A 13629-nucleotide genomic window follows, 5' to 3' on the forward strand; every position below is an offset into this window, starting at 1 on the left:
TGCCACGTCAAAGCGCTTGAGTCGCAGTCACATGGGAGGCCGCTCAAGGGGCGGGGGTGCCTTCGAACCGTTCGGGGCTGTGCATGTGAGAACCGGGCCCGGCCGCGGCGTGCGTCTCGGGGCCGGGCCTTTTGCGCTCACCGTTCGGCGTGGGGAGCCAGGCGGCCGTCCTTGGCGGCGCGGATGAGGGCGCGGAGCGCGGCGGGGGGCGCGGTGAGTATGAGATCGGGGGCGTCGCTCTCCCGGAGTCGTATGGTTCCGGCGGCGGTCCCCGGGGCGACGTAGAGGCAGTTGGCGGCGTTGCCGCTGTACGAGGACTTCTGCCAGCTGTGAATGGACACGGCGTTCCTTCGTCAGATGTCGCGTGCGATGCGGTGGATCGCGTCGCGTGACGCTTCCGGCTTCAGGGTGAGGGATTCCAGCCGGTCCAGGGTGCTGCGGTATCTGGCCAGTTGCGGCTGAGTGTCCAGGAACTCGGAGCCGTGATCCGTGTCGAGCTGGACGGTGTCCATGTGCGGTACTTCCCCACCGAGGTAGACGACCGATTGCCCCGAGCTGGGCAAGGTGCCCGCCTCGAAGGGGATCACCAGCACGGTGATGTGGTCCCGCTCGCTCATGGTGAGCATGTGCTGGAGCTGCGCGCGGGCCACGTTCCGGCCGCCGAAGTGCATGCGCAGCGCGGCCTCGTGGATGATCGCGGTCAGTGGGGTCGGCCGCTCGCCGTAGATCACTGCCTGCCGCTTGATCCGGTACGAGACCCGGTGCTCCACCTCGTGCGGTGGCAGCGGGGGCTCGATGCTGCCGATGATCGCGTGGGCATGCTCCCGGGTCTGCAACAGCCCGGGCATGTGGATGATGCAGGCGATCCGCATGGACTGCGCGTGGTGCTCCAGCTCGGCCATGTCGAGCATGCTCGGTGGGAGGATCTCGCGGTACTCCTCCCACCAGCCGCGGGTCCGGCCGCCGGTCATTCCCGTGAGGGCGTCGATCAGCGGCTGATCCGAGCAGCCGTACGCGCGAGCCATGGCACGGACCTTGTCCGCACTGACCGCGTAGCCGCCGGACTCGACACTGCTGACGCGTGACTGGGACGAGCCGAGCAGCGCTCCGGCTTGGGTGGCGTTGAGATCCGCCTGCTCGCGCAGCCGGCGCAGCTCCGTGCCCAGTCGTCGTTGCCGGATAGTCGGCGGAAGCTTGATCCGGGCCATTGCGCGATCCCCTCCTGTCACCCACACGAGGTGTGTTATGACGTATCTCATCGAGAAAGCTCGATGAATCCTAACTGCTGGCTATGGTGTAACTCAGGTGCCGGGCTGGGGTGTTGCCCCGCTGATCGCGGCATGCCCCCTGCTCGACTCCTCGGTGACAGGAGACTTCCATGGCTGCTGAAACCCCGCAGGGCTCCGGCCCCGGCTCACTCGATCGTGACTTCGAATTCGACCTGGACGAAGAGATCTGCGCCCTCGTCCTCGACTCCGCGCCGCGGATGTTCGCGATCGTCCAGGAGACCGACCTGGCGGAAGGCGTCACGGACGCGGAGGTCGTCGCCTGGGGCATCGCCCACGAGGACGGCCCCGTGGACGTCATCGGCGCCAACGGCCACAACACCCTGCGGCTCCGCTCACCCGAGCGGGCCCTGTGGTGGTACGGCGAGAAATGCGGCGAGCGAGCCCGCCTCGTATGGCTCGGTCCCGCCGGGGCGGCCGCGCTCGACAACCCGGTTGCCGTGCGGTGATCGGGGCATCGCGCAGGTCGCGCCGTCCCGGCTGGCGGAGATGGCGACGGAGCGGGAGGTCATGGACACGGCCAGGGCGCAGGTCGCCGATGGGTGAATAGGGCTGGGAGTACGACCCCGACGCCCGGCACGTCATCGGCGGGGCCGGTCGCCCGGGTGCAGGAGGAAGTTCTCCCCGGAGGGATGCTCCAGTATCTGACCGTCGTGCGGCAGCAGTGCCTATACATCGTCCAGGTCATCGCCTGGCCACTCTGACCGGCGCCGGCGCGGGCGGGGGCGTCCCGGGCCCCGGAACCGTCGGGCCGCGGTTGTCGGCGCTCCGTCGTAGGCTGGGCTCACCCGGCCCGTGGACACGTGTCGGGCCGTTCGCGTTGTCCACCCCTCGCTCCACCCGGGACGGAAAAAGCCCTCATGAGCCTGCACGGTCTGCTCGACGCCGTCGTCTACGATCCGGCGCTCGCCGAAGCGGTGAAGGCCGCGGCCGACGGCAACCGCCCGCACGTCGACCTCGTTGGCCCGTCCGCCGCCCGGCCCTTCGCCGTCGCCGCGCTCGCCCGGGACGCCAAACGGCCCGTCCTGGCGGTGACCGCCACCGGCCGTGAGGCCGAGGATCTGGCGGCGGCGCTGCGTTCGCTGCTGCCGCCGGACGGCGTCGTGGAGTTCCCGGCCTGGGAGACGCTGCCCCACGAGCGCCTCTCGCCCCGCTCGGACACCGTCGGCCGCCGCCTGGCCGTGCTGCGCCGGCTCGCGCACCCGCGCAAGGACGATCCGGCGGCGGGGCCGGTCAGCGTGGTCGTCGCGCCGATCCGGTCCGTGCTGCAGCCGCAGGTGAAGGGGCTCGGCGACCTGGAGCCGGTCAGCCTGCGCTCGGGGCGGAGCGCCGACCTGGAGGAGATCGTGGAGGCGCTGGCGGCCGCCGCGTACTCCCGGGTCGAACTGGTGGAGAAGCGCGGCGAGTTCGCCGTCCGCGGCGGCATCCTGGACGTCTTCCCGCCGACCGAGGAGCACCCGCTCCGGGTCGAGTTCTGGGGCGACGAGGTCGAGGAGATCCGTTACTTCAAGGTCGCCGACCAGCGTTCGCTGGAGGTCGCCGAGCACGGCCTGTGGGCGCCGCCCTGCCGTGAGCTGCTGCTGACGGAGGACGTACGGCAGAGGGCGGCGGCCCTCGCCGAGGAGCACCCGGAGCTCGGCGAGCTGCTCTCCAAGATCGCCGAGGGCATCGCGGTGGAGGGCATGGAGTCCCTCGCCCCCGTCCTGGTGGACGAGATGGAGCTGCTGCTGGACGTGCTGCCGGCGGGCGCGATGACGGTCGTGTGCGACCCGGAGCGGGTGCGGACCCGCGCCGCGGACCTCGTGGCCACCAGCCAGGAGTTCCTGCAGGCGTCCTGGGCGGCGACGGCCGGCGGCGGCGAGGCCCCCATCGACGTGAACGCGGCCTCCCTGTGGGGCATCGCGGACGTCCGCGACCGCGCCCGCGAGCTCGGCCAGATGTGGTGGTCGGTGAGCCCCTTCGCGGCCGACGAGGAGCCCGACGGCGACACGCTCAAGCTCGGCATGCACGCTCCGGAGACGTACCGCGGCGACACCGCCCGCGCGCTCGCCGACACCAAGGGCTGGCTGGCCGACGGCTGGCGCACCGTCTTCGTCACGGAGGGCCACGGCCCCGCGGCCCGTACGGTCGAGGTCCTCGGCGGCGAGGGCATCGCCGCCCGCCTGGACGCGGATGTCGACGGCCTGTCGCCGTCCGTCGTCCACGTCTCCTGCGGCAGCCTCGACAACGGCTTCGTGCACCCGGGCCTGAAGGTCGCCGTCCTGACCGAGACGGACCTGTCCGGGCAGAAGTCCGTCAGCAAGGACATGGGCCGGATGCCGGCCCGCCGCCGCAAGACCATCGACCCGCTGACGCTGCAGGCGGGCGACTACATCGTCCACGAGCAGCACGGCGTCGGCCGCTACATCGAGATGGTGCAGCGCACCGTCCAGGGCGCCACCCGCGAGTACCTGCTCGTGGAGTACGCGCCCGCCAAGCGCGGCCAGCCCGGCGACCGCCTCTACATCCCGACCGACCAGCTGGAGCAGGTCACCAAGTACGTCGGCGGCGAGGCCCCCACCCTGCACCGCCTCGGCGGCGCGGACTGGACGAAGACGAAGGCGCGCGCCAAGAAGGCCGTCAAGGAGATCGCCGCCGACCTGATCAAGCTGTACTCGGCGCGCATGGCCGCCCCCGGCCACACCTTCGGCCCCGACACCCCCTGGCAGCGGGAGCTGGAGGACGCCTTCCCGTACGCGGAGACGCCCGACCAGCTCACGACCATCGCCGAGGTCAAGGAGGACATGGAGAAGTCCGTCCCCATGGACCGCCTGATCTGCGGCGACGTCGGCTATGGCAAGACGGAGATCGCGGTCCGCGCCGCGTTCAAGGCCGTGCAGGACGGCAAGCAGGTGGCGGTGCTCGTGCCGACCACGCTGCTGGTGCAGCAGCACTTCGGCACGTTCTCCGAGCGGTACGCGCAGTTCCCGGTGGTCACCAAGGCCCTGTCCCGCTTCCAGACGGACGCCGAGGCCAAGGCCGTGCTGGAGGGCCTGCGCGACGGCTCGGTCGACATCGTCATCGGCACGCACCGCCTGTTCTCGTCCGAGACGAAGTTCAAGGACCTGGGTCTCGTCATCGTCGACGAGGAGCAGCGCTTCGGCGTCGAGCACAAGGAACAGCTGAAGAAGCTGCGGGCCAACGTCGACGTCCTGACGATGTCCGCCACCCCGATCCCGCGCACCCTGGAGATGGCGGTCACCGGCATCCGCGAGATGTCGACCATCACCACCCCGCCGGAGGAACGCCACCCGGTGCTGACCTTCGTGGGCCCGTACGACCAGAAGCAGATCGGCGCCGCGATCCGCCGCGAGCTGCTGCGCGAGGGCCAGGTCTTCTACATCCACAACCGGGTGGAGTCCATCGACCGGGCGGCCGCGCGGCTGCGCGAGATCGTGCCGGAGGCGCGGATCCAGACCGCGCACGGGCAGATGGGCGAGAGCCGGCTGGAGCAGGTCGTCGTCGACTTCTGGGAGAAGAAGTTCGACGTGCTGGTCTCGACCACGATCGTCGAGTCCGGCATCGACATCTCCAACGCCAACACGCTGATCGTGGAGCGGGGCGACAACTTCGGGCTGTCGCAGCTGCACCAGCTGCGCGGCCGCGTCGGCCGCAGCCGCGAGCGCGGCTACGCCTACTTCCTCTACCCGCCGGAGAAGCCGCTGACCGAGACCGCCCACGAGCGGCTCGCCACCATCGCCCAGCACACGGAGATGGGCGCCGGCATGTACGTGGCCATGAAGGACCTGGAGATCCGCGGCGCGGGCAACCTCCTCGGCGGCGAGCAGTCCGGCCACATCGCGGGCGTCGGCTTCGACCTCTACATCCGGATGGTCGGCGAGGCCGTGGCGGACTACCGGGCGTCGGTCGAGGGCGGCGAGGAGCAGCCCGAGGCCCCCCTCGAAGTCAAGATCGAACTGCCGGTGGACGCGCACGTCCCGCACGACTACGCCCCCGGCGAGCGCCTGCGCCTGCAGGCCTACCGCGCGATCGCTTCCGCGAACAGCGAGGAGGACATCCGCGCCGTCCGCGAGGAGCTCACCGACCGCTACGGCAAGCTGCCGGAGCCCGTGGAGAACCTGCTGCTCGTCGCGGGCCTGCGCATGCTGGCCCGGGCGTGCGGCGTCTCCGACATCACCCTCCAGGGCTCCAATGTCCGCTTCGGCCCGGTGGAGCTGCGCGAGTCCCAGGAGCTGCGCCTCAAGCGGCTCTACCCGCGCACGGTCATGAAGCCGGCCACGAAGCAGATCCTGGTGCCCCGCCCGGCCACCCGCCCGATCGGCGGCAAGCCCCTGGTCGGGCGGGAGCTGCTGGCGTGGACGGGCGAGTTCCTGACCACGATCCTGGGGTCGTAGAGGCAGCCGGGGACGGAGGGGGCGGCGGGGGTCAGGAGGCCCCTGCTTCCGCCTTCTTCAGCACCGCGTAACCCCCCTCGCCCCCGAGGAAGGCGTACCGCACCCCCGGATGCATCCGCTCCCCGTCCGCGATGACGTCCTCCCGGCTCTTGCCGTCGCCGAGGCGCATGGCTATGTAGTCGGGGGTGATGCCGCGGGTGTCGCCGATCCAGAAGACCCGGCACCGGCCGGCGAGGCGGCTTATCGGGGCTATGTCGGACTCGACGGTCGCCCCGTCGGGGATGCGGTCCAGGAGCCGTTCGGTCGCGCGGACGCTCTCCGGGACGCTGTACGTGGCGGACTCGGTCAGGGAGTACAGGGGCAGGGACGCGGTCAGGGCGAGGGACGCGGCGAGGACCGCGCCGGGCAGGTGGTGCGCGTAGGAGCGCAGGAGCGGGCGCCGGCTGTCGCGGCTCCGGGCCAGGGCGTCGGTGAGCGCGATGAGGACGACGGGCATCAGGACGGCGTTGTAGTGCCAGTCCGTGCTCCAGTAGTGGTCGTCGTGGGAGGCGAACCGCCAGGCCAGGGTCGGCACGGCGGCGATCAGGACGGGGGACCGCAGGGCCAGCAGGCCGGTGGTGGGCAGCAGGATCCACAGCAGGGTGCGTATCGCGGTGTCGGCGGGGATCGTGGCCGGGGATCCGTCGGCCCCGCCGCCGTCGAGCTTGTTCCAGTAGTCGTAGGCGCCGCTGGTGTTGAAGCCGGGGATGATCAGCCCGAAGGTGATCGCGGCCGCCGCCAGGCCGAAGGCCACCAGGCCGGTGGCCAGCGGGGCCGCTCCCCGGGGGACGCCCTCGCCGCGGGACTTCGCGCCGCGCAGCCGGATCAGGATGATCACGCCGATCGCGGCCGCCGTGATGCCCAGGTCCTCCTTGACCAGGACGAGGGGCACGGCCCACCAGACCGCGGCCCGCCAGCGCCCGCGCACCACCGCTTCGAGGGAGAAGGCGAGCATCGGCATCGCGAAGGCGATCTCGTGGAAGTCGAAGTCGACCGCGCGCTGGACGCCCCACGACAGGCCGTAGGCGATGCCGATGGCCAGCCCGCGCTTGCGGCCGAGCAGCCCGGCGGCGAGCCGGGCGACCGGTATCGCGGACAGGGCGAAGAGCGCGGCCTGGGCGACGAGCAGGGTGACCGGGGTGGGGAAGAGCCGGTAGAGGGGGGCGAGGAGCGCGGTGACCGGGCTGAAGTGGTCGCCGAGGATGTTGGTGCCCGGGCCCTTGAGGTCGGCTATGGGCGCCTGGAGGTGGGCGTAGCCGCGGACGGCCTGCTCGAAGATGCCCAGGTCCCAGGACATGGTGAGCATGCGGCGGTGCCGGCACAGGGACAGCGCGGTGTAGAGGACGAAGAGGACGCCCGCGAGCCAGTACGGATCCCAGCGCGGGGTGCGCAGGGCCGTGGCGCGGGGCCGGGCGCCCGGGGCCGCCTCGGCCGCGGGCCCGCCCGGTGCCGGAACGGTGGCGGCGGCCGAGTCCATGGGGGAGTCCTTTGTTCCGGGAACGGTGGGATGACTACGGAATGACTGTCGGAAAAGATACGCGGAGCCTCGCCGGCGCCCGGCCCCCTTTCCGAGAGACGAGCGGTCCCCTGGGGCGGTTCGGCTGGAATCTGTCGTTCTTCTCTCAGAGCCCCGGCGTTCAGCCCGTCTTCTTCCGGTCCGCGCGGCCGTTGGTCTTGAAGCAGGCGTCGCCGGGGGCCCGCGGCCCGCGCCCCGGGCTTCCGCGGCGTCCCGCACATCCCGGCGCCCCGCGAATCGTTGGTCGAATCGGTGGCCCGGGCCACCCGGACTCCCTACCATCGATCAACGCAGGTCGATCACCGTCGCACGACCGCCGCCGGGAGGCTTCATGATCCGCCGAAGGACCGCGCTCTCCGTCACCGCCGCCGCGCTGCTCGCGGCCCCGCTCCTCACCGCCTGCGGGCAGACCGCCCATCCGGGGGCCGCGGCCGTCGTGGGCGACGACCGGATCACCGTCTCCCAGCTGCAGCAGCAGGTCGCGGACGTCCGCGACGCGCAGCGCTCCTCCCCGCAGGGGGAGCAGCTCACGGCGAACAGTGCCCGCCTCGGCCAGGACACCCTGGTCCGCCTCATCCAGTACCGGATCGTGGAACAGGCCGGCAAGGACAACGGCGTCGAGGTCACGCGGCGCGAGCTGCAGCGCCAGCGGGCCGACGTCGAGGCGGCCAACGGAGGGGCCGCCGCGGTGCGCGCCCGGTTCCTCGCCCTCGGCATCGCGCCCGACCAGATCGACCGGGCCCTCTCCGTGGACCTCGTCCGCGCCAAGCTGGACGGCAAGTTCGGCACCGCCCGCACGAACGAGATCCTGATGCACACCTCCGACTCCCTTCACGTCGACGTGAACCCGCGCTACGGCGTGTGGGACGGCAAGCGCGGCACCGCCCAGACCGCGCTGGAGCCGTGGCTGCGGTCCGCGGCGGCCGCGGCGGCCGCGGCGGCCGATCGCCCGGCTTGAGCAGCCCGCCCGGCTTGAGCGGTGCGCTCGGCTTAAGCAGCGCGCCCGGCATAAGAGGTGCCCGCCGTGGGCTCTGCGCCCGGCACAGCCCTCCGTGGCCCGGTCGCCTAGGCTCGGCGGTGTGAACGACTCCGCCGACTCCGCACCTGGCCGCATCGTCCTGCTCACCACCAGCCACCGGGTCGCCCCGGGGCTGCTGTCCTGGCCCGCGTGGCAGGCGCTCCGCGCCGCCGACCGCGTGCTGTGCGCCGACGCCGGCCACCCGCAGCTGCCGTATCTGCGGGAGGCCGGCATCGAGGTCGAGCACGGCTCGGCCACGGCCCGCGAGCTCGTCGACTTCTGCGCGAGCGGACGGCGCAGCGCCGTCGTCATCACCTCCGCCGAGGGCGAGTCCACCCTCACGGACGGGCTCGCCCGCCTCGCCGGCTCCGGCCGCGAGACGATGCCGGCGCTGGAGCTGCTGCCCGGTTCGTACGACCTGCCCGGCGCGCGGCTGCTGGACCTGGTGCAGGTCATGGACAGGATCCGGGTCGCCTGCCCGTGGAGCGGGATCCGTACGCACGAGGACCTCGCGAAGTACGCGCTGGAGGAGACGTACGAGCTTCTCGAGGCGATCGAGACGGGGGACCGGGAGGCGCTGCGGGAGGAGCTGGGCGACGTCCTGCTGCAGGTCGTCTTCCACGCGCGGATCGCGCAGGACGACCCCGGCGAGGCGTTCACCGTCGACGACGTCGCCGGCGTGATCGTCGACAAGCTCATCCACCGGCACCCGCACGTCTTCGGCGAGGAGTCCGCGGAGACCCCGGAGGACGTGCGGGCCCACTGGATGCGGACGAAGGCGGAGGAGAAGGGGCGCGAGTCGGTGACCGAGGGCGTCCCGCTCGGCCAGCCGGCGCTCGCCCTCACGGCGAAGCTGGCCTCCCGGGTGCGGTCGCAGGGCCTCGACGTCGCCGTCCCCGCGGGCGACGGCATCGGCTACGAACTGCTCGCCCTGGCCGTACGGGCGGAGGCGTCGGGCGTGGAACCGGAGACGGCGCTGCGGGCGGCGGCGCGCACGTACCGCGACGCGATTCGCTCCGCGGAAGGCTTTTAGGGGGTACGTACGGCTACGGCGGGTTCGGCACCGCCGGGTTCCGCCGCGGTGGCTGGTCGCCGTCGCGGCGGGATTTCCTGCCTGGCGGCAAGAAGCGCGGGGCGCCCGGCGATCCCCTGAGCGCCCCCGCGCCGCCCTCAGGCCGTCTTCGCCGCCGCCGCGGTCAGCTTTTCCGCCGCCTTGGTCAGGGCCTTGGCGAACGCGGCCTTGCCGCGGTCGCCGTGGTCGGAGTAGTTGTTCAGGACCGTCGTGATCGCGCCGTGGCTGCGGACCGTGCCGAGGTCGAAGTCCATCTGCATGTCGCCGACGACGATGTTGACGGCGTACGAGACCGACTCGTCGCCGTACTTCTGCTGCTCCCCGGCGGGCTTCTTCACCTTCACCGTGGCCTTCTTGCCGTTCTGCTTGGCATCGAAGGCCGCGCACTTCTCGACCGCCGTCCGCAGCCCGGCCATGGCCTTCTCGGCCACCGCGCGCTCGTAGCCGCTGACGTCCTGGGCGACGGTCGTCTGGTCGCCCTTCTTGGTGAAGACCACCTGGGCGTTCGCCTTGTGGTCCTCCTCCAGCCGGCCCGTGTTGAGGACGGCCGTGATCGGCGCGCACTCGGGTCTGGAGCCGTTGACCAGCTCGTCCTCCCCGCCCTGCGACTTGTCCAGGCCCGTGTTCGGCTCCAGCTTCCAGCCGGCCGGCAGGTCCGTCAGGGCGACGAGCGCCTGCTGGGCCTGGTCGGCGGTGATGGCGGCGGGGACGGAGGGCGCGCCCTTGTCCTTCTTGCTGCCGGAGTCCGACGCCTTGCCCGGACCGGAGGCGGAATCAGAGCCGCCGTCGCAGGCGGCGAGCAGCAGCGACGAGGCGGCGACCAGGGCCGCGAGGGCGACCCGGCGGGGGCGAACGTCCACAGGGGGTTCCTTTGCACAGAGGTACAGAGATAAGAGAACGATCAAAAAGACCAAAATTCGAACGCAAGTATGCACATGCCGGAGTCGCCCTCCCGCTCGGGCACCCGTTCGGCCTACGGACCGTCTTGTCCGGGCGGCGGGCGGGTACCCGGAATGTCATGCGCACCCAGTACGTACACCTCGCCGACCTCGCCGCCCCGCACTGGGCCGGCGGGATCATCCAGTTCGTCGTCGGCCTCTTCGTCGTCGCCCTGCTGATCATGGCCGTGGTCAAGGGCTTCCGGAAGCGCGACGAGGAACCGCCCCCGCCCTCCCAGCCCCAGCGCCGGCAGGGCGCCTGGCAGACCAGGCAGGAGCACGACACCGGGCCCACCTCGCCCGACCACGGGCCGGGGCACAACGACGACGAGGAGAACAAGGTCGGGTACGTCACCGAGCACCGCGAGGCGGACGAGCTGCACCCCGAGGCGAACGGCGAGCGCGTCCTGCCGCACGAGATCCACAACCCCGGCAGCCACCCCGAGGAGCTCTCCGAGGAGAGGAAGAAGTGGAACCCGGGCGGCAGCGGCGGCTTCGGCAGCGGCGGCCCCGGCCACCACTGAGCCGGACCGCCTCCCCCCTAGTAGCGTCAAGGGGTGCACGACGCGAACGACTCGAATACCCCGCCCGCCCCCTCCCTCTTCACCTGGGAGTTCGCCTCCGACCCCTACCCCGCGTACGCCTGGCTGCGCGAGCACGCCCCCGTGCACCGCACCGCCCTGCCCAGCGGCGTGGAGGCCTGGCTGGTCACCCGGTACGCCGACGCCCGTCAGGCGCTCGCCGACCAGCGCCTGTCGAAGAACCCCGTGCACCACTCCGAGTCGGCCCACGGCAAGGGCAAGGTCGGCATCCCGGGCGAGCGCAGCGCCAACCTGATGACGCACCTGCTCAACATCGACCCCCCGGACCACACCCGGCTGCGCCGCCTCGTCTCCAAGGCGTTCACCCCGCGCCGCGTCGCCGAGTTCGCGCCCCGGGTGCAGGAGCTGACCGACCGGCTCATCGACGGGTTCGCAAGTAAAGGGGAGGCGGACCTCATTCACGAGTTCGCGTTCCCGCTCCCCATCTACGCCATCTGCGACATGCTCGGCGTCCCGCCCGAGGACCAGGACGACTTCCGGGACTGGGCCGGGATGATGATCCGCCACGGCGGCGGCCCCCGCGGCGGAGTGGCCCGTTCCGTGAAGAAGATGCGGACGTATCTCGCGGAACTGATCCACCGGAAGCGGGGGGCCCTGCAAGACATAGGGGATGAAGACCTGATCTCGGGACTCATCAGGGCAAGCGACCACGGCGAGCACCTCACCGAGAACGAGGCCGCGGCGATGGCCTTCATCCTGCTCTTCGCCGGTTTTGAAACAACTGTGAACCTGATCGGTAACGGAACCCACGCGCTCCTGCGCCATCCCGAGCAGCGCGAGCGCCTCCAGCGGGCGCTCGCCGAGGGTGACGAGACCCTGCTCGCCACCGGCGTCGAGGAACTGCTGCGATACGACGGCCCGGTGGAGCTCGCGACCTGGCGGTTCGCCACACAGGACCTGACGATCGGCGGGCAGCGCATCGCCGAGGGCGACCCCGTCCTCGTCGTCCTCGCGGCCGCGGACCGCGACCCCGAGCGGTTCGCCGACCCCGACACCCTCGACCTCTCCCGGCGCGACAACCAGCACCTCGGATACGGGCACGGCATCCACTACTGCCTCGGCGCGCCGCTCGCGCGGCTGGAGGGCCGGACGGCCCTCGCGACGCTCCTGCGGCGCCTTCCCGACCTGCGGCTGAACGCCGAGCCGGAGGACCTGCGATGGCGCGGCGGGCTCATCATGCGCGGCCTGCGCACCCTCCCCGTGGCCTTCACGCCCGAGGGTCGTCCCGAGGGTCGTCCCGAGGGCGGGGACCAGGGCGGAGCCCCGGGCATTCCGGGCACAAGCCCCGACCCGCACCACGCCGCAAACCACCCGAAATCCGGGCCCGCCTGACCTCTCGTCACCCGGCGTGACCTCGGCGTGACCTCCGCTACACCGGCTTGTGACTGCGGTGGGGCGTCGCTATGTTCAACCACCATTCCGAAAAGACCGTTGCGACGCCACACGAGAGGCAACCGCCCATGAGACCCGGAACCGGCCGACATCGCCGCCCCCGTCAGATACCCGCCATCGTGGTCGCCGCAGGGGTGACCGCCTCCGGAATCGCCATGCCGCTGCTCGCGGCCACCGGCGCGTCCGCCGCCGACGCCGGCACCTGGGACCGCGTGGCCCAGTGCGAGAGCGGAGGCCTGTGGAGTGCGAACTCCGGCAACGGGACCTACGGGGGACTGCAGCTGACCCAGGACCTCTGGGAGCGTTACGGCGGCCGGGAGTACGCCCCCCGGCCGGACCTCGCCAGCCGTGCGCAGCAGATCGCCGTCGCCGATCAGATCCTCGAAAGCCGTGGCCACAGCACCTGGTCGAGCTGCGCCGCGAGCGCGGGCCTCACCTCGGGCGGAGCCAAGGCCGACGTCAACCCGGGCGGCACGCACGCCCCCGCGAGCGACTCGACGCCATCACGCGCCCCGGAGCGCACCACTTCGCACTCCACGCCGTCGGAGCCGGACAAGTCCGCCGAGCCGGAGAAGCCGTCCACGTCCCCCTCGCAGTCCGGGAAGCCGTCGACGGAGCCTTCCGCTCAGCCGTCGTCCGGCAAGCCCTCGCCGGACCGGCCGTCCGGCACTCCCTCCGGCACCCCCTCGGGCAAGCCCTCCGGCAGCCCGTCCCCCGACGCCTCGACGCCCAAGCCGGGAGACACGCAGCCGGGCGACGGCAAGCCCGGTGACGGCAAGGACGGTGACGGCAAGTCCGGCGAGCCCGGTGAAGGCCGGCACCGCAAGCCCTCGTCGTCCCCCACGGACGACCCGACCTCGATCCCCACGTCCCCCGCGACGCCGTCCCAGGGCACCCAGGACGGTTCCGGTTCCGCGGCGGGGCAGGCGTCCGACGGCGTCGAAGGCAGTACGGGCAAGCACCGTGCCGACCCGTCACGTTCGGACGACACTCGTTCATCGCGCGGCGGCAGCGAAGGCCGTACCGGCAGTCCCACGGCCACCGACTACACCGTGCGCCCCGGTGACAACCTGTCAGTCATTGCCGAACAGCATGCGGTCAACGGTGGTTGGCAGTCTCTCTACCACCGCAATGAGAAAGCGGTCGGAACCGATCCCGACCTGATCCGTCCTGGTCAGAAGCTCGAGGTCGGTAAATAGACCGGCAGTTCGCGGCGAATGTCCGTTCCAGTCGAAAGTGAGACATGGGTCTCTTTGCCAGTTGGCGGAATGTCACCTTCCCCAACTTGGCAAACCCCCTCCTACCTGCGGAAATGCAGTGTTCCCCTGGGTAACCACGGGCGACTGTGGCTGGAAAGAGGGGTTTGAACCCT

Annotated in this window: 11 protein-coding genes; 7 read left to right on the top strand and 4 right to left on the bottom strand. The window is 71.6% G+C overall.

The features are described from left to right. Window positions 1-137 precede the first annotated feature (137 nt). On the bottom strand, window positions 138-341 hold the full coding sequence (locus IF61_RS0105845) for a DUF397 domain-containing protein (protein ID WP_030365163.1): 204 nt from the start codon (window positions 339-341) through the stop codon (window positions 138-140). Window positions 342-353: 12 nt separating this feature from the next. Further along, window positions 354-1208 (bottom strand): helix-turn-helix domain-containing protein, encoded by an 855-nt coding sequence (locus tag IF61_RS0105850; protein WP_030365164.1) that lies wholly within the window; start codon window positions 1206-1208, stop codon window positions 354-356. 170 nt (window positions 1209-1378) lie between these two features. Between IF61_RS0105850 and IF61_RS32050 the strand changes: the two genes are divergently transcribed. Together IF61_RS32050 and mfd are read left to right on the top strand one after the other, a co-directional pair. Beyond that, a complete protein-coding gene (locus IF61_RS32050; RefSeq protein WP_052392436.1) occupies window positions 1379-1735 on the top strand; it encodes a hypothetical protein in 357 nt (118 codons plus the stop codon). Between the two features lie 411 nt (window positions 1736-2146). Further along, window positions 2147-5680, top strand: coding sequence for a transcription-repair coupling factor (gene mfd, locus IF61_RS0105870; protein WP_030365166.1), 3534 nt, complete (start codon window positions 2147-2149; stop codon window positions 5678-5680). A 31-nt stretch (window positions 5681-5711) separates the two neighbouring features. Here the strand turns inward: mfd and IF61_RS0105875 are convergent, their stop codons facing one another. Continuing rightward, window positions 5712-7196 (bottom strand): DUF2079 domain-containing protein, encoded by a 1485-nt coding sequence (locus IF61_RS0105875; RefSeq protein WP_030365167.1) that lies wholly within the window; start codon window positions 7194-7196, stop codon window positions 5712-5714. A 370-nt stretch (window positions 7197-7566) separates the two neighbouring features. Here IF61_RS0105875 and IF61_RS0105880 point away from each other — a divergent pair, with 370 nt between their 5' ends. Both IF61_RS0105880 and IF61_RS0105885 read left to right on the top strand, forming a co-directional pair. After that, entirely contained in the window at window positions 7567-8193 is a 627-nt protein-coding gene (locus IF61_RS0105880) for a SurA N-terminal domain-containing protein (protein ID WP_030365168.1), read from the top strand. Window positions 8194-8314: 121 nt separating this feature from the next. Further along, window positions 8315-9286, top strand: coding sequence for a nucleoside triphosphate pyrophosphohydrolase (locus IF61_RS0105885; RefSeq protein WP_030365169.1), 972 nt, complete (start codon window positions 8315-8317; stop codon window positions 9284-9286). A 137-nt stretch (window positions 9287-9423) separates the two neighbouring features. Here IF61_RS0105885 and IF61_RS0105890 read toward each other — a convergent pair whose 3' ends face one another. Next, window positions 9424-10185, bottom strand: a complete 762-nt coding sequence (locus IF61_RS0105890; RefSeq protein WP_030365170.1) for a hypothetical protein — start codon at window positions 10183-10185, stop codon at window positions 9424-9426. Between the two features lie 158 nt (window positions 10186-10343). Here IF61_RS0105890 and IF61_RS0105895 point away from each other — a divergent pair, with 158 nt between their 5' ends. From IF61_RS0105895 to IF61_RS0105905, 3 genes are all read left to right on the top strand, one after another. Then, complete coding sequence (locus tag IF61_RS0105895; RefSeq protein WP_030365171.1) at window positions 10344-10787, top strand: DUF6479 family protein; 444 nt, start codon at window positions 10344-10346, stop codon at window positions 10785-10787. Window positions 10788-10820: 33 nt separating this feature from the next. After that, a complete protein-coding gene (locus tag IF61_RS0105900) occupies window positions 10821-12197 on the top strand; it encodes a cytochrome P450 family protein (protein ID WP_245684419.1) in 1377 nt (458 codons plus the stop codon). A gap of 128 nt (window positions 12198-12325) precedes the next feature. Then, complete coding sequence (locus tag IF61_RS0105905) at window positions 12326-13456, top strand: LysM peptidoglycan-binding domain-containing protein (RefSeq protein ID WP_030365173.1); 1131 nt, start codon at window positions 12326-12328, stop codon at window positions 13454-13456. Window positions 13457-13629: the final 173 nt, after the last annotated feature.

The organism is Streptomyces roseoverticillatus (assembly GCF_000719265.1).
In the GTDB taxonomy this organism is placed as follows: domain Bacteria; phylum Actinomycetota; class Actinomycetes; order Streptomycetales; family Streptomycetaceae; genus Streptomyces; species Streptomyces roseoverticillatus.

Bases quoted from the DNA above. Each gene is read 5' to 3' on its own strand.
- IF61_RS0105850 (WP_030365164.1), bottom strand. From the start codon at position 1,208: ATGGCCCGGATCAAGCTTCCGCCGACTATCCGGCAACGACGACTGGGC.
- IF61_RS32050 (WP_052392436.1), top strand. From the start codon at position 1,379: ATGGCTGCTGAAACCCCGCAGGGCTCCGGCCCCGGCTCACTCGATCGT.
- mfd (WP_030365166.1), top strand. From the start codon at position 2,147: ATGAGCCTGCACGGTCTGCTCGACGCCGTCGTCTACGATCCGGCGCTC.
- IF61_RS0105875 (WP_030365167.1), bottom strand. From the start codon at position 7,196: ATGGACTCGGCCGCCGCCACCGTTCCGGCACCGGGCGGGCCCGCGGCC.
- IF61_RS0105880 (WP_030365168.1), top strand. From the start codon at position 7,567: ATGATCCGCCGAAGGACCGCGCTCTCCGTCACCGCCGCCGCGCTGCTC.
- IF61_RS0105895 (WP_030365171.1), top strand. From the start codon at position 10,344: ATGCGCACCCAGTACGTACACCTCGCCGACCTCGCCGCCCCGCACTGG.
- IF61_RS0105905 (WP_030365173.1), top strand. From the start codon at position 12,326: ATGAGACCCGGAACCGGCCGACATCGCCGCCCCCGTCAGATACCCGCC.